At 74.6% G+C, this 20,915-nt stretch carries 21 protein-coding genes; 10 read left to right on the forward strand and 11 right to left on the reverse strand.

Annotated features, from left to right (window positions below):
* Positions 1-39: 39 nt before the first annotated feature.
* The 3 genes from AFB00_RS03820 to AFB00_RS03825 form a co-directional block, all read right to left on the reverse strand.
* On the reverse strand, positions 40-1,191 hold the full coding sequence (locus AFB00_RS03820; RefSeq protein ID WP_068796065.1) for a methyltransferase domain-containing protein: 1,152 nt from the start codon (positions 1,189-1,191) through the stop codon (positions 40-42).
* Between the two features lie 306 nt (positions 1,192-1,497).
* The gene (locus tag AFB00_RS35410) at positions 1,498-1,986 is read right to left on the reverse strand and encodes a Na+/H+ antiporter NhaA (protein ID WP_250637529.1); all 489 of its coding nucleotides are present in this window, start codon (positions 1,984-1,986) and stop codon (positions 1,498-1,500) included.
* Positions 1,932-2,837: a Na+/H+ antiporter NhaA gene (locus tag AFB00_RS03825; protein WP_250637530.1), complete on the reverse strand. Its 906-nt coding sequence runs from the start codon at positions 2,835-2,837 to the stop codon at positions 1,932-1,934. The genes AFB00_RS35410 and AFB00_RS03825 overlap by 55 nt, the downstream gene beginning before the upstream one ends.
* A gap of 46 nt (positions 2,838-2,883) precedes the next feature.
* On the opposite strand from AFB00_RS03825, the gene AFB00_RS03830 reads away from it, so the two are divergent.
* Positions 2,884-3,411 carry a DsbA family protein gene (locus AFB00_RS03830; protein ID WP_068796066.1) on the forward strand — a complete coding sequence of 176 codons (528 nt, stop codon included), beginning with the start codon at positions 2,884-2,886 and terminating at the stop codon, positions 3,409-3,411.
* Positions 3,412-3,491: 80 nt separating this feature from the next.
* Positions 3,492-4,955 (forward strand): flavin-containing monooxygenase, encoded by a 1,464-nt coding sequence (locus tag AFB00_RS03835; RefSeq protein ID WP_068796067.1) that lies wholly within the window; start codon positions 3,492-3,494, stop codon positions 4,953-4,955.
* 69 nt (positions 4,956-5,024) lie between these two features.
* On the opposite strand, the gene AFB00_RS03840 is transcribed toward AFB00_RS03835, so the two are convergent.
* Positions 5,025-5,213: a hypothetical protein gene (locus tag AFB00_RS03840; protein WP_068796068.1), complete on the reverse strand. Its 189-nt coding sequence runs from the start codon at positions 5,211-5,213 to the stop codon at positions 5,025-5,027.
* 401 nt (positions 5,214-5,614) lie between these two features.
* On the opposite strand from AFB00_RS03840, the gene AFB00_RS03845 reads away from it, so the two are divergent.
* Genes AFB00_RS03845 through AFB00_RS03855 form a run of 3 tightly spaced genes read left to right on the forward strand, consistent with a single transcriptional unit; the run spans position 5,615 to position 7,669 of the window.
* Positions 5,615-6,340: a MerR family transcriptional regulator gene (locus tag AFB00_RS03845; RefSeq protein ID WP_197519738.1), complete on the forward strand. Its 726-nt coding sequence runs from the start codon at positions 5,615-5,617 to the stop codon at positions 6,338-6,340.
* 21 nt (positions 6,341-6,361) lie between these two features.
* Complete coding sequence (locus tag AFB00_RS03850) at positions 6,362-6,973, forward strand: TIGR03086 family metal-binding protein (RefSeq protein WP_083275246.1); 612 nt, start codon at positions 6,362-6,364, stop codon at positions 6,971-6,973.
* Between the two features lie 42 nt (positions 6,974-7,015).
* On the forward strand, positions 7,016-7,669 hold the full coding sequence (locus AFB00_RS03855) for an RraA family protein (RefSeq protein ID WP_068796071.1): 654 nt from the start codon (positions 7,016-7,018) through the stop codon (positions 7,667-7,669).
* Positions 7,670-7,678: 9 nt separating this feature from the next.
* Here the strand turns inward: AFB00_RS03855 and AFB00_RS32915 are convergent, their stop codons facing one another.
* The 4 genes from AFB00_RS32915 to AFB00_RS03870 are packed head-to-tail and all read right to left on the reverse strand — an operon-like array spanning position 7,679 to position 9,992.
* The gene (locus tag AFB00_RS32915; protein ID WP_156819361.1) at positions 7,679-7,831 is read right to left on the reverse strand and encodes a hypothetical protein; all 153 of its coding nucleotides are present in this window, start codon (positions 7,829-7,831) and stop codon (positions 7,679-7,681) included.
* A 43-nt stretch (positions 7,832-7,874) separates the two neighbouring features.
* Positions 7,875-8,615: an HAD-IIA family hydrolase gene (locus tag AFB00_RS03860; RefSeq protein WP_197519881.1), complete on the reverse strand. Its 741-nt coding sequence runs from the start codon at positions 8,613-8,615 to the stop codon at positions 7,875-7,877.
* Between the two features lie 50 nt (positions 8,616-8,665).
* Positions 8,666-9,493: an Fpg/Nei family DNA glycosylase gene (locus AFB00_RS03865; protein ID WP_068796073.1), complete on the reverse strand. Its 828-nt coding sequence runs from the start codon at positions 9,491-9,493 to the stop codon at positions 8,666-8,668.
* Positions 9,494-9,524: 31 nt separating this feature from the next.
* Positions 9,525-9,992, reverse strand: coding sequence for a ribose-5-phosphate isomerase (locus AFB00_RS03870; RefSeq protein ID WP_068796074.1), 468 nt, complete (start codon positions 9,990-9,992; stop codon positions 9,525-9,527).
* 18 nt (positions 9,993-10,010) lie between these two features.
* On the opposite strand from AFB00_RS03870, the gene AFB00_RS03875 reads away from it, so the two are divergent.
* From AFB00_RS03875 to AFB00_RS03890, 4 genes are read left to right on the forward strand one after another with little or no spacing between them, the layout of a single operon-like run.
* Positions 10,011-10,685: a DUF429 domain-containing protein gene (locus tag AFB00_RS03875; protein ID WP_068796075.1), complete on the forward strand. Its 675-nt coding sequence runs from the start codon at positions 10,011-10,013 to the stop codon at positions 10,683-10,685.
* Between the two features lie 17 nt (positions 10,686-10,702).
* Entirely contained in the window at positions 10,703-11,509 is an 807-nt protein-coding gene (locus tag AFB00_RS03880; protein ID WP_068796076.1) for an MBL fold metallo-hydrolase, read from the forward strand.
* A gap of 7 nt (positions 11,510-11,516) precedes the next feature.
* The gene (locus AFB00_RS03885; protein WP_068796077.1) at positions 11,517-13,394 is read left to right on the forward strand and encodes a S9 family peptidase; all 1,878 of its coding nucleotides are present in this window, start codon (positions 11,517-11,519) and stop codon (positions 13,392-13,394) included.
* On the forward strand, positions 13,391-14,311 hold the full coding sequence (locus AFB00_RS03890) for an alpha/beta hydrolase (RefSeq protein ID WP_197519739.1): 921 nt from the start codon (positions 13,391-13,393) through the stop codon (positions 14,309-14,311). Before AFB00_RS03885 ends, AFB00_RS03890 begins: the two co-directional genes overlap by 4 nt.
* Here the strand turns inward: AFB00_RS03890 and AFB00_RS03895 are convergent.
* The 3 genes from AFB00_RS03895 to AFB00_RS03905 all read right to left on the reverse strand — a co-directional run bounded on the left by AFB00_RS03895 (position 14,298) and on the right by AFB00_RS03905 (position 18,147).
* On the reverse strand, positions 14,298-15,809 hold the full coding sequence (locus AFB00_RS03895; protein WP_068796078.1) for a serine/threonine-protein kinase: 1,512 nt from the start codon (positions 15,807-15,809) through the stop codon (positions 14,298-14,300). The genes AFB00_RS03890 and AFB00_RS03895 overlap by 14 nt on opposite strands.
* 139 nt (positions 15,810-15,948) lie before the next feature.
* Positions 15,949-17,418 carry a transglycosylase family protein gene (locus AFB00_RS03900; protein ID WP_156819362.1) on the reverse strand — a complete coding sequence of 490 codons (1,470 nt, stop codon included), beginning with the start codon at positions 17,416-17,418 and terminating at the stop codon, positions 15,949-15,951.
* A gap of 102 nt (positions 17,419-17,520) precedes the next feature.
* Positions 17,521-18,147, reverse strand: a complete 627-nt coding sequence (locus tag AFB00_RS03905; RefSeq protein WP_068796080.1) for a mycothiol-dependent nitroreductase Rv2466c family protein — start codon at positions 18,145-18,147, stop codon at positions 17,521-17,523.
* A gap of 127 nt (positions 18,148-18,274) precedes the next feature.
* Between AFB00_RS03905 and pepN the strand changes: the two genes are divergently transcribed.
* Positions 18,275-20,881, forward strand: a complete 2,607-nt coding sequence (gene pepN, locus AFB00_RS03910; protein ID WP_068796081.1) for an aminopeptidase N — start codon at positions 18,275-18,277, stop codon at positions 20,879-20,881.
* The last annotated feature ends 34 nt before the right edge of the window (positions 20,882-20,915 follow it).

A 20,915-nucleotide genomic window follows, 5' to 3' on the forward strand; every position in this document is an offset into this window, starting at 1 on the left:
CGGCGAGTCCGTCGCCGTTGTCGGGTGCGTGCCCGATGTTCAGCCGGGCGACGCCCAGGTGCGGACGACGGAGCTGGGCTCGTCGAGCCACATGGTCTGGGCGATCGCGCCGCTCGGGGTGGTGGTCAGGCCGAACCGGTCGAGGCCGGGCTCGCCGTGGTCGTGCCACCAGTCGTAGGCGTCTTCGGTCTCGTCCCACAGCCGCCGCGGTCCGAGTTGGTGCACGGTGAACGGGGCGGGGTCGGTGAGGTTCGCGTCGAGACGGGCCCACGACCCGGTGACCGGGTCGTCGAGTTCGAGACTGTGGTGGCGCCGACCGTGTCTGTCCCACTTCATGGCCTTGTTCACCGGGGCCAGGCGAGCACCGATGGCGAACAGGCCCTTGTCGGGGTCGAGTATCCGGTCCAGGTCGCTGCCACGGCAGGCGGTGGTCGACACGTCCGCGGCGGCGACGGCATCGGGCGAGGGCTCGAAGTAGTGCAGCGCGCGGCGCTGGTCGCGGATGCGCATGAACGCCAGGTCCCCGCTGAACCGCCCGGTGCCGACTCCGGTGTCGTCGAGGTCGACGGTGAGCATGACGCCGTTGGACCAGTCGGTACCCCACGGGGTCACCAGCCGCCCGCCCGGGCGCAGCTGGGCCGGCCATGCCGGTGGTACGACCTCGCGGATCGCGGCGGTGGCGATCACCCGGTCGTAGGGGGCGTGGTCGGGGACGCCGGCCGTCCCGTCGCCGGTGACGACCGTCGGCGCGTACCCGGCCGCGGTCAGCGCGCGGCGGGCACCGTCGGCCAGGGCGGGATCGACCTCGATGGTGGTGACGTGCCCGCCGGGCCCGACCCGGTGGGCGAGCAGCGCGGCGTTCCAACCGGTGCCGGTGCCGATCTCCAGCACCCGGTCACCTGGTTGCGTGTCCAGGGCGAGGAGCATGTCCGCGACGATGCCGGGCCGGCTGCACGAGCTGGACGGGAAGCTGCCCGTCGCGCCGGGTTCGACCGCACCGAGGTCGACCTGGGTGATCACCGGCGCGTCCGCGACGGCAGCTGCGTGCCAGGCGTCGGGGTCGGTGTCGCGGTGCACCGCGGTGAACGAACCGGACTCGCCCCGGATCCAGATGGTGTCCGGCAGGAACGCGGTCCGCGGAACCTGCTCGGACAGGACCTGCCACTGCGGTGTCGTGCCGGCCGCGGTCACGTGTCGTCCTTGTCGTGCTTCCCGCCGCCGGCGTCGTCGACGTCCTTGGTCCGGGTGTGGTCGTAGCCGTCCTTGTGCCCGTCGCTCTCGGTGTTGTCCGCGTGCTTGCCCACGACTTCTCGCCTCCGACAGGGTTTGCGATCCCGTGTTCCTCCTGGATACCACCTCGGTCGGACCTCGTGGCGCGATCACGGGGAGAATCCACCGGGAGGACGCGTCCGGCCGCGCGCTCCGCCGAGCCCGCCCTGGCGGGGCGAGTCGGGTGTCGAGCGCGACCTGCTCGCACCCGGCGGAGGTGCCGTGCCGCTAGTCGACCGGCCGCCACGGCCGCGGCGGCAGCGTCGGCACCCCGCTCGGCGAGCACTGCCCACCACGCTCCCCCGCCAGCCGGAACACCAGCCACCCGGCGACCGCGGCGAGCACCGAGCCGGTGAGGATGCCGATCTTCGCCTCCGCGACCAGCAGCTCGTCCGACAGCGCCAGCTCGGTGACGAACAACGCCACCGTGAAGCCGATCCCGGACAGCGCCGACCCGCCGAGCAGCTGGCCCCAGCGCAGCGTGTCCGGCACCCGGCCGATCCCGGTGCGCAATGCGACCCAGGTGGCGAGCGCGACGCCGATCGGCTTGCCGACCACGAGCCCGAGCACGATCCCCCAGGTCAGCATCGAGGTCGCGGCGGCGGACAGGGTCTGCGCGTCGAGCACCACACCGGCGTTCGCCAGCACGAACAGCGGGACGATCACGTAGCTGCTCCACGGCTGGATGCGCAGCTGCAGCCGCTCGTTCGGCGACACCGCGCCGACGGCGACGGACCGGGCCGCCTGCGCCCGCTCCGGTGTCGGGTCGAGCAGGAGTCCTTGCCGGCCCGCATCGCGTCGGCCATCTGCTCCCGGCGCGGTGCGTAGGCGTTGACCAGCAGCCCGAGCGCGACCCCGACGACGCTCGGGTGCACCCCCGAGGCCAGCACCGCCAGCCAGCACAACACCCCGACGACGGCGTAGAACGGCGTCCGCCAGAACCGCACGTACCGCAGTCCCAGCAGGCCGGCCAGCAGCAGCACCGCCACCACCAGCGCCACCACGTCGACCTCGTCGGTGTAGAACAGCGCGATCGCCGCGACCGCGCCGATGTCGTCGACGATCGCCAGCGCCAGCAGGAACACCCGCAGCTGGTCCGGGCACCGCGGGCCGAGCAGGGCCAGCACCCCGAGCATCACCGCGGTGTCGGTGGAGATCGCGATCCCCCACGCACCGGCGGCCTCGCCGCCCGCGTTCAGCGACAGGAACAGCAGCGCCGGGACGACGAGCCCGCCGACCGCGGCGGCGGCCGGGGCGGCGAGCGCACGGGCGCCGCGCAGCTCACCGAGCGTCGTCTCGCGGGCGATCTCCAGGCCGACCGAGAGGAAGAACAGCACCATCAGGCCGTCGTTCACCCAGTGCCGCAGGTCGAGATCGAGCCCGCTGCCGCCGAGCTGGACGGCGAGCGAGGTGTGCCAGAACGACTCGTACCCGGCGCCGAGGTTGGCCCAGACGAGCGCGACGACGGCCGCGCCGACCAGCAGCACGGCCGAGCCGGACTCGGTGCCGAGGAACCGGCGTGCGGAGTCCGAGAGATCCCCGCGCTCGACCAGCGTCGTGACCGCCATGCGACGATCCTGCCGTCCCGCCCGAACCGCACCGCGCGGAGGTCCCGTGAGCCGGCTCGACCCGCCCGTCGGCCCGTACGACCACGTCCTGGGGGCACCGGGTGCGGAGCTCACCCTCGTCGAGTACGGCGACTACGAGTGCCCGTACTGCCGCGACGCCGCCCCCGTGATCGACGAGGTCCGGGCCCGTCTGGGTGAACGGCTGCGGTTCGTCTTCCGGCACTTCCCGCTGCACGAGGTGCATCCGCACGCCATCGCGGCGGCGCTGGCCGCGGAGATGGCCGCGCGCGAGGGCCGGTTCTGGGAGATGCACGCCGCGCTGTTCGCACCGGGGCCGCCCCGGCTGGGCCAGGACGACCTGCGCGCCCACGCGCGGACCGCCGGGGCGCGGCCCGACCAGGTCATCTGGCCGGCCACCCGGGCCGTCGAGGACCGGATCGAGGCCGGGTTCAACGCCGCCGTCCGGGGCGGGGTGCGCGGCACCCCGACGCTGTACGTCAACGGCGAGCGCTACCGCGGGGAGGTCACCGTGGACGCGCTGGCCGCGGCGCTGGAGCCGGCGGACGCCCGGTAGCCGCGGCCCGCACGGGCCGCGACGGGCACCCCGGGTCCCGCCGCGGATCGCTACGGTGATCACGGCGACAGGGAGGTCCCATGCACGCACCGAGCGTTGTCATCGTCGGCGCCGGCTTCGGCGGGATCGCGGCCGCGATCGAGCTGCGGGCCCACGGCATCCGGGACGTGTCGATCCTCGACGCCGCCCCGGGCCTCGGCGGCACCTGGCTGCACAACACCTATCCCGGTGCCGCGTGCGACGTGCCCAGCCACCTGTACTCGTTCTCCTTCGCCCAGCGCACCGGCTGGTCCCGGCTGTGCTCCCCGCAGCCGGAGATCCTCGCCTACCTGCAGGAGGTGGCGACCCGGTTCGGCGTCGCGGACCTCGTCGAGACCGGGACCCGGGTCACCGCGGCGGACCGGCCGCGGGCCGACGGGCCGTGGACGCTCACCACCGAGGACGGCCGCACCCGCACCGCGGACGTCCTGATCGTGGCCACCGGGCAGCTGAACACGCCGGTCGTCCCGTCCCTGCCCGGGGTGGACTCGTTCGCCGGGCACGCGTTCCACTCGGCGCGCTGGGACCACGACCACGACCTGCGGGGCCGCCGGGTCGCCGTGATCGGGACCGGCGCGAGCGCGGTGCAGTTCGTCCCCGCGATCGCGCCGGGGACCGGGCACCTGACCGTCTTCCAGCGCTCCGGCAACTGGTTCCTGCCGCGCCGCAACCGGCGGTTCCCGGCCTGGTGGCGGGCGGCGATCCGGCGGGTCCCCGGCCTGCAGCGGCTGCGGCGCCGGTTCGTCACGGAGTACTGCGAGTCGCTGACCCTGATGATCCGCCACCCCTCGACCTGGGGCCGGATCGGCCGGCTCTACGCCACGGTGTTCATGCGGATGCAGCTGCGCGACCCGGAGGTCCGGCGCCGGGCGTGGCCGGACTACACCTTCGGCTGCAAGCGGATCCTGTTCAGCTCGCACTGGCTGCCCGCGCTGCAGCGCCCCAACGTGTCGCTGGAGACCGAGCGGATCTCCGAGATCGTCCCGGAGGGGGTGCGCACCGCCGACGGCCGGGTGCACGAGGCCGACACGATCATCTGGGGCACCGGCTTCGCGACCACCGACTTCATGTTCCCGATGGAGATCACCGGTCCCGGCGGGCGGTCGCTGCGCGCGGAGTGGGCCGACGGTGCGCACGCCTACCTGGGGATGACGGTGCCGGGGTTCCCGTCGCTGTTCGTCCTCTACGGACCGAACACGAACACCTCCGGCGGGTCGATCGTGCGCTACCTGGAGCACCAGGCCCGGTACGTGCGCGAGGCGCTGCAGGAGGCGGCGCGGCGCGGGTCGAGCGGGGTGGAGGTGCGGGCCGAGGTCGAGCGGTCCTACGACGAGGCGACCCAGGCCCGGTTCGCCGGGACGGCCTGGCTGCGCTGCGACTCGTGGTACCGGGACGACTCGGGCCGGATCGTGACGAACTGGCCCGGCTACATGCGCGACTACGAGGCCCGCACCGCGCGGGTGGAACCGGCCGACTACGTGTTCCACGGGTCCCCGCAGCGCTGAGCACGACCGGCGGAAACGCCGACGCGCCGTACCCCGGGAGCCGGGGCACGGCGCGTCGCCGGGCCGAACTCAGTCGATGATGCCGCTGAGCACGTCGAGGTCCTGCAGGTTGACCAGGCCGACCTGCGCCTGCTCGTTACCCGAGTCGTTGATGTTCACGTCGTCACGGTCGTGCGACGTCGACGCGAACGCCGGCGAGCCGAACGCCACCAGGCACGCCGCGGCACCGGCAACGACGATCGCGAGCTTCCTGCCCATTGTCATCTCCCGAAATGAGTTCTGATCGAGACCTAACCGGCGTTGCGGAACGCGACCCGGCAGGAAGAACGCTAGGGACCGGGGTGCGCCGGGAGATACGGTCGCCACCCGGAAGAGTGGCGGCGGTCACCTCCCCCTCCGCCGGGTGGTTTGCGCGCCCCGCGACGGGTTCCCCCAGGACGGCCGACACGCTCGGTTCCCGTTGCGCGCCAGGCGAACACGGACAGCGATCGATCGCTCACGCTGCTCCCGGGGGCCGCGTCACCCGGTGGACTGAGGCGCGCACGGCGTGTCGCGCTTCTTCGGCGTGTCGCGACACGGCGGGTTGATCCTCACGCGACGTGAGGCGGCACCGTCCATCATGCCGTCACGAGGTGACGGCCCGACGGGAGGGGAGACCGGTGAAGGTCGGCGAGCTCGCGAGGGCGACCGGACTGACGGTGCGCACGCTGCACCACTGGGAGGAGCGGGGCCTGGTCGTGCCCTCGGCACGTACCCACTCGGGCCACCGCGTCTACGACGACGGCGACGTCCGCCGCGTCTACCAGGTGGTCGCCCTGCGGGAGCTCGGACTCCCGCTCGACGCGGTCGGCGAGCTGCTCGCGAGCGGCTCGTTCGCCGCCGTCCTCACCGCCCACCTGCAGCAGGTCGACGACCGGCTGGCCGCGTTGCGCTCGCTGCGCAGCACGCTGTCCGGCGTCGTCGACCGGCTCCGGGAGGCACCGGACCCGACCCCGTCGGACGTGTTGATGATGATCGACGAGGTGAGCAGGGTGAACGACACCTTCGCGCAATACTTCACACCGGACCAGGTCGCCGCGCTGCAGGCGGCACGTGCGGACGGCGAGACCACCGCCGCGCAGTGGCCGGACGTCATCGCCGGCATCCGGGCCGAGATGGCGGCGGGCACCGACCCAGCGGACCCGCGCGTGCAGGCGCTCGCCGCGCGCTGGGCGGAGCTGCTGGCCGGGTTCCACCGCGGCGAGCCGGAGCTGCGCGAGCAGCTGTTCCGGATGCGGGCGGAGAACGCCACCGAGGTGGTCGCGGCCGGCGGGCCCGACCAGGCGATGATCGACTACGTCGAGCGGGCCCGGGGCTCCGGCCGACCCACTCTCGACAGATCGTAGGCGATCATAGACGATAGGCGTATGCCTATAGTCTTCGAGCTGCACCACCGGTCGGTGGCCGCCGTCCGAGCGGTCACCGACCGGATCGTCCCGGCCGATCTCGATCGGCCCACCCCGTGCGCGGGATGGGACCTGCGGGCCCTGCTCGAACACATGACGGGCCAGGACCACGGCTTCGCGGCCGCCGTCACCGCGGCGCAGCACGGCAGCGACACCGACGCCGCCGCGTTCGGGCCACGCCCGCTCAGCCCGTCACCGGCCGCGGACGTGGCCGGGTCGCTGGCCACGGTGACGACCACCGTCGCCGCGGCCGAGGGGCTGGACCGGCCCGTGCTGCTGCCCGAGTTCGGATCCCGGGTCCCGCTGCCGACCCTGGTGTCGATGCACCTGGTGGACACGCTGGTCCACGGCTGGGACGTCGCGACGGCGCTCGGCGCGGCCGACGCCTACTCCGCCGGTCTCGACGACGACCTCGTCGGGCGGGCCCTCTCGATCGCCGAACAGGTTCCCACCGAGCGCGACGATCCGGGGCTCCCGTTCGGGCCGGTGCACGCCGGCGCCGGGGCCACCGGCCCGTGGTCGCGCACCCTGGCCCTGCTCGGTCGCGATCCCGGCCGGCCGGTTCCGTCCTGAGGGGCACGGCCGCGCCCGGCCGACTACGGCAGGATCCGTCCCATGACCGATCTCCTGGACCGGCTCCGCGCGCTGCAGGTCTCCTCGCTGTGCGACGCCGACAAGTCACTGCCGGTGGTGGACCCGGCCATCCGCGCCCTGCTGACCGACACCGCGCTGACCGGCCCGGCCGTGACCGTGACCTGCGTCGACGACCATCTCCCGATGTTCGCCGCGCTGCGGGCCGCGGCACCCGGGTCGGTGCTCGTGGTCGCCGGGGCGGGCGGGACCCGGGCCGTGTCCGGCGAGCTGTTCGCGACCGAGGCGCACCGCAGGGGGCTGGCCGGCATCGTCGTCGACGGGCTGGTCCGCGACCTGCGGGGCCTGCGTGCGATCGGCCTGCCGGTGTTCGCCCGCGGCACCTGCCCGGCGTCGGGATCGGTCCGCGACGCCGGCACGATCGACGAACCGGTCTCGTTCGGCGGGATCGTGGTGAGCCCCGGCGACGTCGTCCGTGGCGACGACGACGGCCTGCTCATCGCACCGCCGGCCCGGTTCGCCGAGATCGTGGACACCGCGGAGGCGATCGAGGCCGCCGAGACGGCGCTGGTCGCCGCGATGCGGGACGGCGCCGATCTGCACTCGCTGACCACGGTCGACGAGCACGTCGCCGCGCTGCGCCGCGGCGAGCCGTCCGCGCTGGGCTTCCGGGTCTGAGCCCGGCGCTCAGGCCGCCGACTCCCAGGAGAACTCGACCGCCATCGGGTCGGCGCAGTCCGGGCAGGGGACCTCGACCCCGGCGGCGTCGACCGCCGGCAGTTCCGCCTCCGCGCCGCACCCGGCGCAGCGGCACCATGACACGTCCTCGGTTGCGTACATGTGTTCGAGGGTGAATCACATCGCTGTGATTCGCAACCCCGGCTCAGACGTCCTGGACGAGATCGGCGACCGAGGGCACCACCCGGGTCGGGCGGAACGGGAAGCGGTCGATCTCCGACTCCCGGGTGATCCCGGTCAGCACCAGGACGGTGCGCATCCCGGCCTCCAGCCCGGCGAGGATGTCGGTGTCCATCCGGTCCCCGATCATCACGGTGGACTCGGAGTGCGCACCCAGCCGGTTCAGCGCCGCCCGCATCATCAGCGGGTTCGGCTTGCCCACGAAGTAGGGCTCGACCCCGGTCGCCTTCGAGATCATCGCGGCCACCGAACCGGTCGCCGGCAGGATGCCCTCCGGGGACGGGCCGGTCGCGTCCGGGTTGGTGGCGACGAACCGCGAGCCCTTCTCGACCAGCCGCATCGCGGTGGCGATCGAGGAGAACGAGTAGGTGCGGGTCTCGCCGAGCACCACGTAGTCGGGGTTGCGGTCGGTGATGACGTAGCCGACGTCGTGCAGCGCGGTGGTCAGCCCGGCCTCACCGATGACGTAGGCGCTGCCCCGCGGCCGCTGCTCGTCCAGGAACGCCGCCGTCGCCAGCGCCGAGGTCCAGATCGACTCCTCGGGCACGTCCAGCCCGGTCGCCTGCAGCCGGTACCGCAGGTCACGCGCGGTGTGGATGCTGTTGTTGGTCAGGACCAGGAACGGAACACCCTTGTCCCGCAACCGGGACAGCAACGCGTCCGCACCGGGGACGATGCTCCCCTCGCGGACGAGGACGCCGTCCATGTCGGTCATCCAGCACTCGATCGGCTTGTGCTCCACCACGGGAGCAGACCCTAGCCCTCGGGACCGCCGCGGGCCGGTTGGCAGGTCGGGCACCAGAACAGGTTGCGTGCCGCGTGCGTGGCGTGCCGGACCTCCGTGCCGCACACCAGGCAGGCCATCCCGGCGCGCCGGTAGACGTAGACCTCACCGCCGTGCCGGTCGACGCGGCCGCGCTCGCCGCGGCGGCGCGGGTCGTGCTCGGGCCGCACGGTGTCGATCCGGTTGCGCCGCACGCCGTCCCGCATCAGCACGACGAGATCGGCCCACATCGCGTCCCAGGTCTCCCGGTCCAGCGCCCGGCCGGGGAGCCGGGGGTCGAGGCCGTGCCGGAACAGCAGCTCGGCCCGGTAGACGTTCCCGACGCCGGCGATGACCGCCTGGTCCATGAGCAGCGTGGCCAGCGGGCTGCGCGAGCGCGAGATGCGCTGCCACACCCGGTCGGGATCGCCGTCGCGGCGCAGCGGGTCGGGGCCGAGCCGGGCCCGGATCGCCCGTGCCTCGGCCCCGGTGAGCAGCTCGCAGGCGGTCGGGCCGCGCAGGTCGGCGAAGTGGGTCTCGCCGACCAGGCGCATCCGCAGCTGCCCGACCGGTTCCGGAGCCGGCAGCTCCCGTTCGACGAACGTGCCGTACAGCCCGAGATGGACGTGCACCACCCGGTCGGCGCCGTAGCGGTGGAACAGGTGCTTGCCGTGCGCCTCGGACGTCGTCAGCACCTCGCCGTCGAGCAGCGCGGCCGACCCGGCGAACCGGCCCTGCGGGCTGGAGACCCGGACCGGGCGGCGCGCGAACAGCCGCCGGTGCAGGTTCGCCAGCCGGTGCAGCGTGTGCCCCTCGGGCATCAGCGCCCCCGGACCACCGGTCGGGGACCCGTCACGACGGCAGCTGGTACTCGCCGGTCCGCTCGTAGTCGAGCATCTGGTCGATCCGCCGCTGGTGCCGCTCGTCGCCGGAGAACGGGGTGGCGAGGAACGCGTCGACGATCGCCACCAAGTCCTCGAACGAGTGCTGGCGGGCGCCGACGCCGATGATCTGGGCGTCGTTGTGCTCGCGGGCCAGGGTCGCGGTGGCGGGGTTCCAGGCCAGCGCGGCCCGGATGCCCTGCACCTTGTTCGCGGCGATCTGCTCGCCGTTGCCGGAGCCGCCGAGCACGATGCCGAGCCCGTCGGGGTCCGCGACGACCCGGCGGGCCGTCTCGATGCACCAGGCCGGGTAGTCGTCGAGCGCGTCGTACGTGGGGGCGCCCACGTCGACGGTCTCGATCCCCTGCCCGGTCAGGTACTCGACGAGCTTGCCCTTGACCTCGAAACCGGCGTGGTCACTGCCCAGGTAGACGCGCACGGTGCAGGATCTTTCCTCATGCGGATCGGTGGGGTCGACTCCGGTCCCCGGGGCTGGGTGGTGTGCCTGCTCTCCGGGACCGGCCGGGCACGGGACGTGACCTGGGCGGTGGTCCCGGACGCGCCGGGCGTCCTGGCCGCGACCGGTGGGTGCGACGCCGTCGGGGTCGACATCCCGCTGGTCCTGCCCACCGGCCCGGCGCGCCGCCCGGCCGAGACGCTCGCGTCGGCCCGGCTGGGCGGGGCGCGCTCGTCGCTGTTCCCGACCCCGCCGCCCGCCGTGCTGGACGCGGGCTCCTATCCCGACGCCTGCGCGGCCGCACAGCGGGTCACCGGCCGCAGGATCAGCGTGCAGACCTGGAACATCGTGCCGAAGATCCGCCAGTTCCAGCAGGTCACGCTGCCGGCCGGGGTCGTCGAGGCGCATCCCGAGCTGAGCTTCCGCACGCTCGCGCCGGCCGTGGCGTTCGCGTCGAAGAAGACCGCACGCGGCGCGGGGCAACGGATCGCGGCGCTGTCGGGGTGGGCCGATCCGGCGGCGTTGCTGGGCGACCTGCCCACCGGCACCCGGATCGACGACGCGCTGGACGCGCTCGTCTGCGCCTGGACCGCGGAGCGGGTGGCCCGCGGGACGGCGGAGTACCTGGGCCCCGGCCGCGACGACCGCGGGCGTTCCACCGCGATCGCGGTCTGAGGAACGGTGGCGCGGCGGTGACGGACGGCCACTGGACCGAGGTCGGCCCCGGCGTGCTCGCCCGCCGGCACACCGAGCTGGACCTCACCACCGGGCTGGTGCTCGGGCGGGACCGGGCCCTGGTGATCGACACCCGCGGCGACGACGCCCAGGGCGCCGAGCTGGCGGCGGCGGTGCGCGCGGTGACCGGTCTGCCGCTGCTCGTCGCGATCACCCACGCCCACTTCGACCACTGCTTCGGGACGTCGGCGTTCCCCGGCGTGCCCGTGCACGCCCAGGCCGGGTGCGCCGCCGCGCTCACGGTCACCGCGGCGGCCCAGCGCGCGGAGTGGGTGCGCCACTACCGGAGCACCGGCGACGACCGCACCGCGGCCGCGCTCGCCGCGACCGTGCCGGTGCTCCCCGACCGTCCGGTCTGCCCGCGGCCCGGCGACGTCCACCGGCTCGACCTGGGCGGGCGCACCGTCGAGCTGGTGTACCCGGGACCGGCGCACACCGGGCACGATCTCGCCGTGCACGTGCCCGACGCGGGCGTGCTGTTCGCCGGGGACCTGCTGGAGAACGGCGCGCCACCCTCGGCCGGGCCGGACGCCCACCCGCTGCGCTGGCCGGACGCGCTCGCCCTGCTGCTCACCCGCGCCGCCCGGACCTGCGTGCCCGGCCACGGCGACCCGATGACCCTGGGCGGGGCCGTGGCCCAGCACACCCTGCTGACCGCCCGGGCCCGGCGATACGCGGATGTCACGTGGGCGGACCGTTGCAGGAGGTACGTTCCGGTACCGGCGACGACCGACGAGCAGGCGGCGGGAGACGGACGGGGGTAGGTGGTCGATGGAGGCCCTGCACACACCCGCACGAGCGGCCGGGACACGTCCGGGGAGCACCCCGGGACCGGCGGCCGCGGCCGGGCACCTGCACCCGGCCGTCTCGCCGGACGGGACCCGGATCGCCTGGATCTCCGACCGGCCCGGACGGCCCCGGGTGCACGTCGCGCCGATGCCCGGTCACGGGCCGGTCGACCTCGCGACGGCCCGGGTGCTCGACGGCACCGGCACCGCGGGCGGCCCGCACCCGGACGTCACCGCGCTCGCCTGGGCCCCGGACGGTGGCCGGATCGCCGTCCAGATCGCCCCGTCCGGCGGCGAACGCACCCGGGTGCTGCTGCTCGATCCGGACGGCGGCACCCCGCAGGAGATCGCCCCGGCGGCCACCGCCGTGACCCTGGGCGCCTGGGCACCCGGCGGGCGCCGGCTGGGCGTCACCGTCCACACCGCGTCCGGCGACCCGTGCTCCGACGACCACGGGGACGGCACGGCGTTCCTCGTCGACGTCCTGGACGGGACATCGGTCCTGCTCGGGACCGGGCAGTCGGCCGTGGTGCAGGCGGTCTCGGCGGACGGCCGCCGGGTCGTGCTGCGGACCGGGCGCCGCGGCGAACGCGCGCTCGACCTGGTCGACCTGTGGACCGGGGCCCGGGAGCGGCTCGTCGGCGGCTCCGGCGGCGCGCTCACCGCGGGCGCACAGTTCGGCAGCACGCCGGGCACCCTGTGGGTGCACACCGACGCCGACCGCGAGCGCACCGCGCTGCTCGCGGTGACCCTCGGCCAGACCGACGAGCAGCGGGCGTCCCCCGCCCGGCCGGTCGCCGTGCGGCCCGGTGCCGATCTCGAGGTCCTCGCCCTCGACCGGTCCGGCACCCGCGCGGCGCTGGTCTGGAACGTGGGCGGGCGCAGCGAGCTGGAGATCGCCGACCTGCGCGGCGGACGGCCGCAGCGGCTGCTCGCGCCGTGCGACGTCGTCACCGGGGTGGTGTTCGGCCGGGACGGTGCGGAGCTGCTGGTCGCCGGGCACGGTCCCGGGCTGCCCCCGCACGTCGTGCGCCTGCCGGTCGACGGGGGCCGGCCGGTCGCGCTGCTCGGCGGGGAACCGGTCACCCCGGTGCCGCCGCGACCGGAGCAGGTGCGCTTCCCGGCCGAGGACGGCCTGCGGCTGGCCGGCTGGCTGCACCGGCCGGCGGCCCCGTGCGGGGCCGGGATGGTCTGGCTGCACGGCGGGCCGGAGTCCGAGGAGCGGCCCGGCTGGGCGCCGCTGCTGCACGAGCTGGTGGCGGCCGGGGTCACCGTCCTGACCCCGAACGTGCGCGGCTCGTCGGGCCGGGGGCGGGCGTTCGCCCGGCTGGACGACGGCGGGCTGCGCCCGGGATCGGTGACCGACGTGCGGGCCGCGACCCGGCTGCTCGCGGGGGTCCCGGACGTGGACCCGCGGCGGATCGTGGTCGGCGGGCGCTCCTACGGCGGCTACCTCACCCTCGCCGCGCTCACCCGGTTCCCGGAGCTGTTCGCCGGCGGGGTCGACGTGTGCGGCATCTCGGACTTCCTCGCGTTCTACGCCGACACCGAGCCGTGGATCGCCGGGCCGGCGCTCACCGAGTACGGCGACCCCCGCACCGACGCCGCCTCGATGCGGGCGATGTCCCCGCTGCACGCGGTGGACGAGATCACGGCGCCGCTGCTGCTCGTGCACGGCGAGCAGGACACCAACGTGCCGCTCGGCCAGGCGCTGGCGGTGCACGGGGCGCTGACCCGCCGCGGCGCACCGGTGGAGTTCCTGCGGCTGGCCGACGAGGGCCACGAGGTGTTCGACCGGCACACCCGGGCGGCCGCGACCGGCCGGATCGTCCGGTGGGTCGCCGAGGTGACCGGGCGGTGACCGGCCGGGAGCGGGTGCCGCGCCCCCGGTGGGCGGTGTACCTGCGCACCGCGCTCGGTGCCGTCGCGGTCGCCGTCCCGGTGTGGACGGCGGTCCGCTGGTGGGCGGTGCTCGCCGCCGGGCATCCCGCCTACCCGCTGCTGCTGCTCGCCGTCGCCGCCGTCGGTGCGGTGCTGCTCGCCCGGCGCCGGCGGCCGGTGCGGACGGGACGCGTGCGCGGGGCCGGACGGGTCACGGGGGCGCTGCTGCTGGTGGCGCTGGTCGCGGTGGCGGTGTGGCTGCGCCCGTACCCGGCCGACGCCGTCGACACCGGCCCGGTCGACGTCGTCCACCGGGCCGACGCCTGGGAGCTGCGCCCGCGCGGACCGGCCAGCGGGGTCGGCGTCGTCTTCCATCCCGGTGCGCTGGTCGATCCGCGGGCCTACCTGCCGTTGCTCGCTCCGCTGGCCGAGCAGGGTGCGGTCGTCGTCGTGCCGGCACCGCCGCTGGGGCTGGCGCTGACCGGCCCCGGAGCCACGGCCAGGGCCGTGGCCGCGCTGCCCGGGACCAGGACGTGGGTCGTCGGCGGGCACTCGATGGGCGGGGTCGCCGCGGCCCGGGCCGTCGACGTGCCCGGCGTGCGCGGGCTCCTGCTGTGGGCGTCCTACCCGGCCGGCGACCTGTCCGGCGCGCCGGTCGCCGCACTGTCGGTGTCCGGCTCGCGGGACGGGCTGGCGACGCCGGACACGATCGCCGCGTCCCGGTCACTGCTCCCGGCCCGGACCCGGTTCGTCGAGGTCGCGGGTGGGGTGCACGCCTACTTCGGCGACTACGGCGCGCAGTCCGGGGACGGTGTGCCGGGCGTCGACCGGGCCGGGGCGCAACAGGAGATCGTCGCGGAGACGACCGCGTTCGTCCGGGCGCTCAGGCCGTACTGAACGACTGCAGGATCTCCTGCCCGCTGGAGTCGGTCCCGACGACGAACCGGTAGTTCTCCCGGCTGGAGCTGCCGTCGGGGCGGAGGAACACCACCGTCGCGGTCACGGCGTTCGGGCCGTCGTTGCGCAGGTTCTCCGCGTAGACGGTGCGCAGGCCGCTGTAGAAGTTCCGGTACTCCTCGATCCCCCGGGACTGGGCCTGGGCCTGGGGGCTCAGCAGCGCGAACGCCCCGTCGATGTTCTCCGGGAGCATCCGGTAGTAGTTCTGCACGAACGAGACCGGGTCCTGCACCCCGCCGGATCCCGGGGTCGGTGTGGCCGACCCGGACGTCGTCGGGGCCGGTGCGGTCGTCGGCGCGGGCGGCGGAGCCTGCTCGGAGGTCGGCGCGGCCACCGGCGACTGCTGCCCCTGGTTGGACAGGACCCCGTAGGCGACCCCGCCCCCGATGACGAGCAGCGCGGCCACCGCGGCGAGCACCGCGGGCAGCCGCCGCCGGCCGCCCCCACCGGAGCGGGCGCCGTCGCCCCCGCCCGGGATGACCTGCGGCGCCGGTACGGCCGGGGCATCGACGACGGTGCCGCCGCCGGGCCCGGCGGCCGGCTCCACGGCGTCGTGGGTGTCCATCACCGCGGTGGCGGTCGACGGCGTGGCCAGGCCCTTCACCGACTGCCCGGCGGCGATCCGGCCGAGTGCCTCGCGGGCCTGCGCCGCGCTGGGCCGGTCGGCGGGCTCGTTGGACAGCAGGCGCATCAGCAGCGCGGTCAGCGGCCCGGCGTCCGACGGCGGGGTGATCGCCCCGGTGGCGACCTTGTGCAGCAGCGCATAGGCGTTGTCGTCGAGGCCGAACGGCGGCTCGCCCTCGACCGCGGCGTACAGCAGGGCACCGAGCGCGAAGATGTCGGACGCGGCGGTCGGCTCCTGGCCACGGGCGACCTCGGGAGCGAGGAACGCCGGGGTACCGGCGATCACCCCGGTCCGGGTGAGCTGCACGTCGTCCACCGCGCGGGAGACGCCGAAGTCGGTGATCTTGGCCCGGCCGTCCTCGGCGATCAGGACGTTGCCCGGCTTCACGTCGCGGTGCACCACGCCGGCGGTGTGCGCGGCGGCCAGACCGTCGGCGACCTGCCGGCCGATCGCGGCCGCCTCGCGCGGCGGGATCGGGCCCTTCTCCGCCAGCACCGCGGCCAGCGAGCGGGACGGCAGGTACTCCATGACCAGCCACGGACGGTCGTCGTGCACGACGACGTCGAACATGCTGATCACGTGGGCGTGCTGCAGGCGGGCGCCGATCCGGCCCTCCCGCAGGATCCGCTGCCGCGACTCCTCGAGCTGGTCGGCCGACGGCAGGGCGGCGGCGAGCAGCTCCTTGACCGCGACCGTCCGGTTCAGCAGCTCGTCCGTGCCACGCCACACAGCACCCATCGCACCGGCACCGATCCGCTCGTCGAGCCGGTAGCGGTTCCCGATCCGGTGGGCCTCGGGGGTGGGCGAGCTCATGGGGTCCAAGGGTAGGGAATCGGGCCGGAGCGGGTGCCACCAGGGCACCGGGTCCGGACGTCCGGGCGGGGGACGGCCGAGACTACGCGTCGACCGTCCCGGCTTCCAGCGCCCGGACGGCGCACCGGAGGGACCACGGTCACCTCGGGAGACCGAGCTTTCGGGCACAGGCCGGCCACGATCCGTAACCGCCCCGGGCGTCGCGGACCTTCGTCGCGATCTCGATCTGCTGCTCCTTGGACGCACCGGCGGCGGTCGGCGCGTACTCGGTGCCACCGAAGTCGCTCCAGGTCCCCTTGTCGAACTGGAGGCCGCCGTAGTAGCCGTTGCCGGTCGAGATGGCCCAGTCCCCGGAGGACTCGCACTCGGCCAGCTTGTCCCAGGAACCGTCGCCGCCGGCGGCGGGCTTCTCCGGCTCCGGCTTCTTCTCCGGTTCCGGCTTCGGCTCGGGCTTCTTCTCGGGCTCCGGCTCGGGCTTCTTCTCCGGCTCCGGCTTCGGCTCGGGCTTCTTCTCCGGCTCGGGGTCGTCCTTCGGCTCCGGCTCCGGCTCGTCCTCGGGCTTCGGCCCGGACCCCTCTCCCCGCTCGCCGTCCCGGTCCCCGCCGTCCGGCTGCTCACCGGAGTCCCGGTCCTGCGCGTCGTCCCCGGACGGGCCACCGGGGAAGCTGCGGTCCTCGGGCTCGGTGCCCGACGACGGGCCGTCGCCGGCCCCGTCCATCCCGTCCTGCCCGCCGTCGCTACCGCCACCGGAGTCGCGCTGCCCGCCGGAGTCACGGTCGCCACCGGAGTCACGGTCGCCGCCGGAGCCGCCGGTGCCACCACCGTCGTCGTCGCTGTCGTCGCCGCTGCCGTCACCGCCGCTGCTGCCGTCGCGGTCGCCACCGTCGCGGTCGCCGTCCCGATCGTCACGGTCGCCGCCGTTGTCGTCCCCGCCGTCGCGCCGCACGTCGTCCTCGCGGTCCGAGCCGCTGCCGGGCCCTCCGAGCCAGCCGGAGACGCGGTCGGCGGTCGACACCTCCTCGTCCCCGGAACCGCCGTCCCGGGCGTCCCCACCGGATCCGTCGCCGCGGGCTCCCCCGGCACCGCCGGACCCGCCGCCCTCCGCCTCGGCGCGGGCGACGGCGGACCGGACCGTCTCCCCCACCGACTCGGCGATCGCCTCGACGTCCGGCGCGCCGTACCCGGCGGCCGCGTCGTCGAGGACCAGCACCCAGTTCTCCCCGCCCCCGGCCGGTACCGGGAACCGGGCGACGCCGGAGCTGTCGAGCTCGGCGAGCTCCACGGTCCGGCCGGTGGCGGGCTCGACCCACCACGGACGCGCGACCTCGCCGGTGAGCAGGCCCAGGTCGAGGACGACGTCGCTGCCGGCCGGGGTGTGCCCCAGCACGTAGGAGCCGTCCTCGGCACTCGCGATGTCGACCCGCGCGTCCACGGCGGCGGCCCGCACGGTGAACGCACCGTCCCGGTACGGGCTCAGGGCGGTCCGCAGGGCCCCGTCGGGGGCCTCCAGGGCGGTGGTGACGGCGATCTGTCCCCCGGCGAGCGCACCGGCGACGAGCAGTGCCCCGCCGAGCACCGAGGCCGGCCGACGCGAGTACCTGGTGTCCACGACGGGGCACCCTGCACGGACCCGGCGCTCACCGTGGCCGAACGGGCGTCCTCGTTCGCGATCGCGTTTCCCCGGGGCCGCCCCGCAGCGGCCGGCCGGCGGTCAGTAGTCGAAGGACGGGTCCTCGGTCCGGGTCCGCTTCAGCTCGAAGAAGTGCGGGTTCTCGGCCATCAGCCGGGCCCCGTCGAACAGCCGGCCGGCGTCCTCGCCCTTGGGCACCCGGGAGATCACCGGGCCGAAGAAGGCGACGCCGTCCACGTGGATGGTGGGGGTCCCGACGTCCAGCCCGACCGGGTCCATGCCCTCGTGGTGGCTGGCGCGCAGCTTCTCGTCCCACTCGGTGGAGTGCGCGGCCCCGGCCAGCTCGGCCGGGAGACCCAGCTCGGCCAGCGCACCGGCCACGACGTCGTCGAAGTCCTTGTTCTGCTGGTTGTGGATCCGCTCGCCGAGCGCGGTGTACAGCGGCGCGAGGATCTTCGACCCGTGCTGCTCGGCCGCGGCGATGCACACCCGCACCGGGCCCCAGGCCTTCCTCATCAGTTCGGCGTAGTTCTCGGGCAGGTCACGGTCCTCGTTGAGGACACCGAGGCTCATCACGTGCCAGCTCACCTCGACCTCGCGCACCTTCTCGACCTCCAGCACCCAGCGGGAGGTGAGCCAGGCCCACGGGCACAGCGGGTCGAACCAGATGTCGACGCGAGCAGGTGCGGCAGGGGCAGCAGTCGTCATGACCGGCGCAACGACGGCCGGCGGGCGGTCATTCCGCGGAGCCGGGCCCGGTGTTCCCTGCCCGGTCACCGGGCACGTGATTGGATGCGGACGACCCCACTCCCCGGAGAGGACCAGACCACCTCTGATGACCCCGCCCAACCTGACCCGTGTCCAGGCGCAGGAGCGCGCCGCGCTGCTCGACGTCTCCACCTACGACGTGACGATCGACCTCACCGACGGCGCCGGCGCCCCGTCCGAGCGGACGTTCGCGGTCACCACGACCGTGCGTTTCACCGCGACCGAGCCCGGCCGGAGCACCTGGATCGAGTGGGTCGGCGAGGGCGTCACCTCGGCGACGCTCAACGGCACCGACCTCGACGCCACCGACTGGACCGAGGAGGACGGGCTCGAGCTGCCCGGGCTGGAGTCCGAGAACGAGCTGACGATCGTCGCGACCGGCCTCTACACCAACACCGGTGAGGGCCTGCACCGCTTCGTCGACCCGGTCGACGGCGCCGTCTACCTGTACTCGCAGTTCGAGACGGCCGACTGCAAGCGGCTGTTCCCCTGCTTCGACCAGCCCGACCTCAAGGCCCGCTACACCCTCACGGTGACCGCGCCCGGGGACTGGAAGGTCATCTCGAACGCCCCGGCCGCCGTCGCGGACTCCCCCGCCGGCGCCGTCCACTCGTTCGAGCGGACCGAGATCCTCTCGACCTACCTGGTCGCGCTGATCGCCGGTCCGTACGCGAGCTGGCACGACACCTACCGCGACGACCACGCCGAGATCCCGCTGGGCATCTACTGCCGCGCCTCGCTGGCCCCGCACATGGACCACGAGCGGATCTTCACCGAGACCCGGCAGGGCTTCGACTTCTACCACCGCAACTTCGGGATCACCTACCCGTTCGGCAAGTACGACCAGCTGTTCGTGCCGGAGTTCAACGCGGGCGCGATGGAGAACGCCGGCGCGATCACGTTCCTGGAGGACTACGTCTTCCGGTCGCGGGTCACGCACACCCTCTACGAGCGGCGTGCCGAGACGATCCTGCACGAGATGGCGCACATGTGGTTCGGCGATCTCGTCACCATGCGCTGGTGGGACGACCTCTGGCTGAACGAGTCGTTCGCCACCTGGGCGTCGGTGCTGTGCCAGGCCGAGGCCACCGAGTACACCGGTGCCTGGACCACGTTCGCCAACGTCGAGAAGTCCTGGGCCTACCGGCAGGACCAGCTGCCCTCGACGCACCCGATCGCCGCGGACATCCCGGACCTGCAGGCCGTCGAGGTCAACTTCGACGGCATCACCTACGCCAAGGGCGCGTCGGTGCTCAAGCAGCTGGTCGCCTACGTCGGGCTGGAGCCGTTCCTGGCCGGGCTGCGCGACTACTTCGCCGCGCACGCCTGGGGCAACGCCACCTTCGACGACCTGCTGGGCGCGCTGGAGTCCGCCTCCGGGCGGGACCTCTCGGACTGGGGCGCGCAGTGGCTGCGCACCACCGGCCTGAACCTGCTGCGGCCGTCGTTCCGGGTGGACGAGGCCGGCCGGTTCACCGCGTTCGACGTGGTGCAGGGCGGCGCCCGCCCCGGTGCGGGCGAGCTGCGCACGCACCGGATCGCCGTCGGCGTGTACGACGACGACCCGGCGACCGGCAAGCTCGTCCGGACCCACCGGGTGGAGCTGGACGTCTCCGGCGAGCGCACCCCGGTCCCCGAGCTCGTCGGGCTGCCCCGCGGCAAGCTGGTGCTGGTCAACGACGACGACCTCACCTACTGCGCGCTGCGCCTGGACCCCGGGTCGCTGGCGACCCTGGTCGACCGGATCGGCGACATCGCCGACCCGCTCCCGCGGACGCTCTGCTGGTCCTCGGCCTGGGAGATGACCCGCGAGGCCGAGCTGAAGGCCCGCGACTTCGTCACCCTGGTCGCCGGCGGGTTCGACACCGAGACCGAGATCGGCGTCGCGTCCCGGCTGCTGCTGCAGGCACAGACGGCGACCGCCTCCTACTCGGCCCCGGAGTGGGCCACCGAGCGGGGCTGGCCGCTGCTGACCGACGCGCTGCGGTTCCGGCTGGACACCGCCCCGGCCGGGTCGGACACCCAGCTGGCCGTGGTGAACGCGCTGGCGGCGTCGGTGCTGCCGGACGTCACGCTCGACGCGATGAAGGGCTGGCTGCTCGACGTCCGCGTCCCGGACGGGCTGACCGTCGACACCGACCTGCGCTGGCGGCTGCTGCACGCGCTGGTCGCGCACGGCCGGGCCGGCGAGACCGAGATCGCCGAGGAGGAGCAGCGCGACGCCACCTCGACCGGTGCCCGGCAGGCCGAGCGGGCCCGTGCCCTGGTGCCGACCGCCGAGGCCAAGGAGCGTGCCTGGCAGCGTGCCGTGCACAACGACTCCCTGCCGAACGCCATCAACGAGTCGGCGATCGCGGGCTTCTCGCACCCGGCCCAGCGCGGCCTGCTCGACGGGTACGTGGAGCGCTACTTCGCCGAGATCGACGACGTGTGGGCCCGGCGCACCTCGGAGCTGGCGCAGAACGTCGTGATCGGGCTGTTCCCGTCCTGGGCGGTGGAGCAGCGCACCGTCGACGCGGCCGACGCCTGGCTGGCCGACACCGCGAAGCCCGCCTCGCTGCGCCGGCTCGTCACCGAGGGCCGGGCCGGGATCGTCCGCGCGCTGGCGGCGCGGGAGTTCGACGCCGCGCCGACGCCCTCCGCGGACGAGGCGACCGCCGTCCACCAGCCCTGACCGGAACGGGGCCCGGGAGCGGATGCTCCCGGGC

The organism is Pseudonocardia sp. HH130630-07 (genome assembly GCF_001698125.1).
Lineage (GTDB): Bacteria > Actinomycetota > Actinomycetes > Mycobacteriales > Pseudonocardiaceae > Pseudonocardia.

What these genes read in the sequence shown, in the direction of transcription:
- AFB00_RS03825 (WP_250637530.1), bottom strand. Translation starts at nt 2,837, where the DNA reads ATGGCGGTCACGACGCTGGTCGAGCGCGGGGATCTCTCGGACTCCGCA.
- AFB00_RS03835 (WP_068796067.1), top strand. Translation starts at nt 3,492, where the DNA reads ATGCACGCACCGAGCGTTGTCATCGTCGGCGCCGGCTTCGGCGGGATC.
- AFB00_RS03840 (WP_068796068.1), bottom strand. Translation starts at nt 5,213, where the DNA reads ATGGGCAGGAAGCTCGCGATCGTCGTTGCCGGTGCCGCGGCGTGCCTG.
- AFB00_RS03850 (WP_083275246.1), top strand. Translation starts at nt 6,362, where the DNA reads ATGCCTATAGTCTTCGAGCTGCACCACCGGTCGGTGGCCGCCGTCCGA.
- AFB00_RS03855 (WP_068796071.1), top strand. Translation starts at nt 7,016, where the DNA reads ATGACCGATCTCCTGGACCGGCTCCGCGCGCTGCAGGTCTCCTCGCTG.
- AFB00_RS32915 (WP_156819361.1), bottom strand. Translation starts at nt 7,831, where the DNA reads ATGTACGCAACCGAGGACGTGTCATGGTGCCGCTGCGCCGGGTGCGGC.
- AFB00_RS03860 (WP_197519881.1), bottom strand. Translation starts at nt 8,615, where the DNA reads ATGGACGGCGTCCTCGTCCGCGAGGGGAGCATCGTCCCCGGTGCGGAC.
- AFB00_RS03865 (WP_068796073.1), bottom strand. Translation starts at nt 9,493, where the DNA reads ATGCCCGAGGGGCACACGCTGCACCGGCTGGCGAACCTGCACCGGCGG.
- AFB00_RS03875 (WP_068796075.1), top strand. Translation starts at nt 10,011, where the DNA reads ATGCGGATCGGTGGGGTCGACTCCGGTCCCCGGGGCTGGGTGGTGTGC.
- AFB00_RS03885 (WP_068796077.1), top strand. Translation starts at nt 11,517, where the DNA reads ATGGAGGCCCTGCACACACCCGCACGAGCGGCCGGGACACGTCCGGGG.
- AFB00_RS03895 (WP_068796078.1), bottom strand. Translation starts at nt 15,809, where the DNA reads ATGAGCTCGCCCACCCCCGAGGCCCACCGGATCGGGAACCGCTACCGG.
- AFB00_RS03905 (WP_068796080.1), bottom strand. Translation starts at nt 18,147, where the DNA reads ATGACGACTGCTGCCCCTGCCGCACCTGCTCGCGTCGACATCTGGTTC.
- pepN (WP_068796081.1), top strand. Translation starts at nt 18,275, where the DNA reads ATGACCCCGCCCAACCTGACCCGTGTCCAGGCGCAGGAGCGCGCCGCG.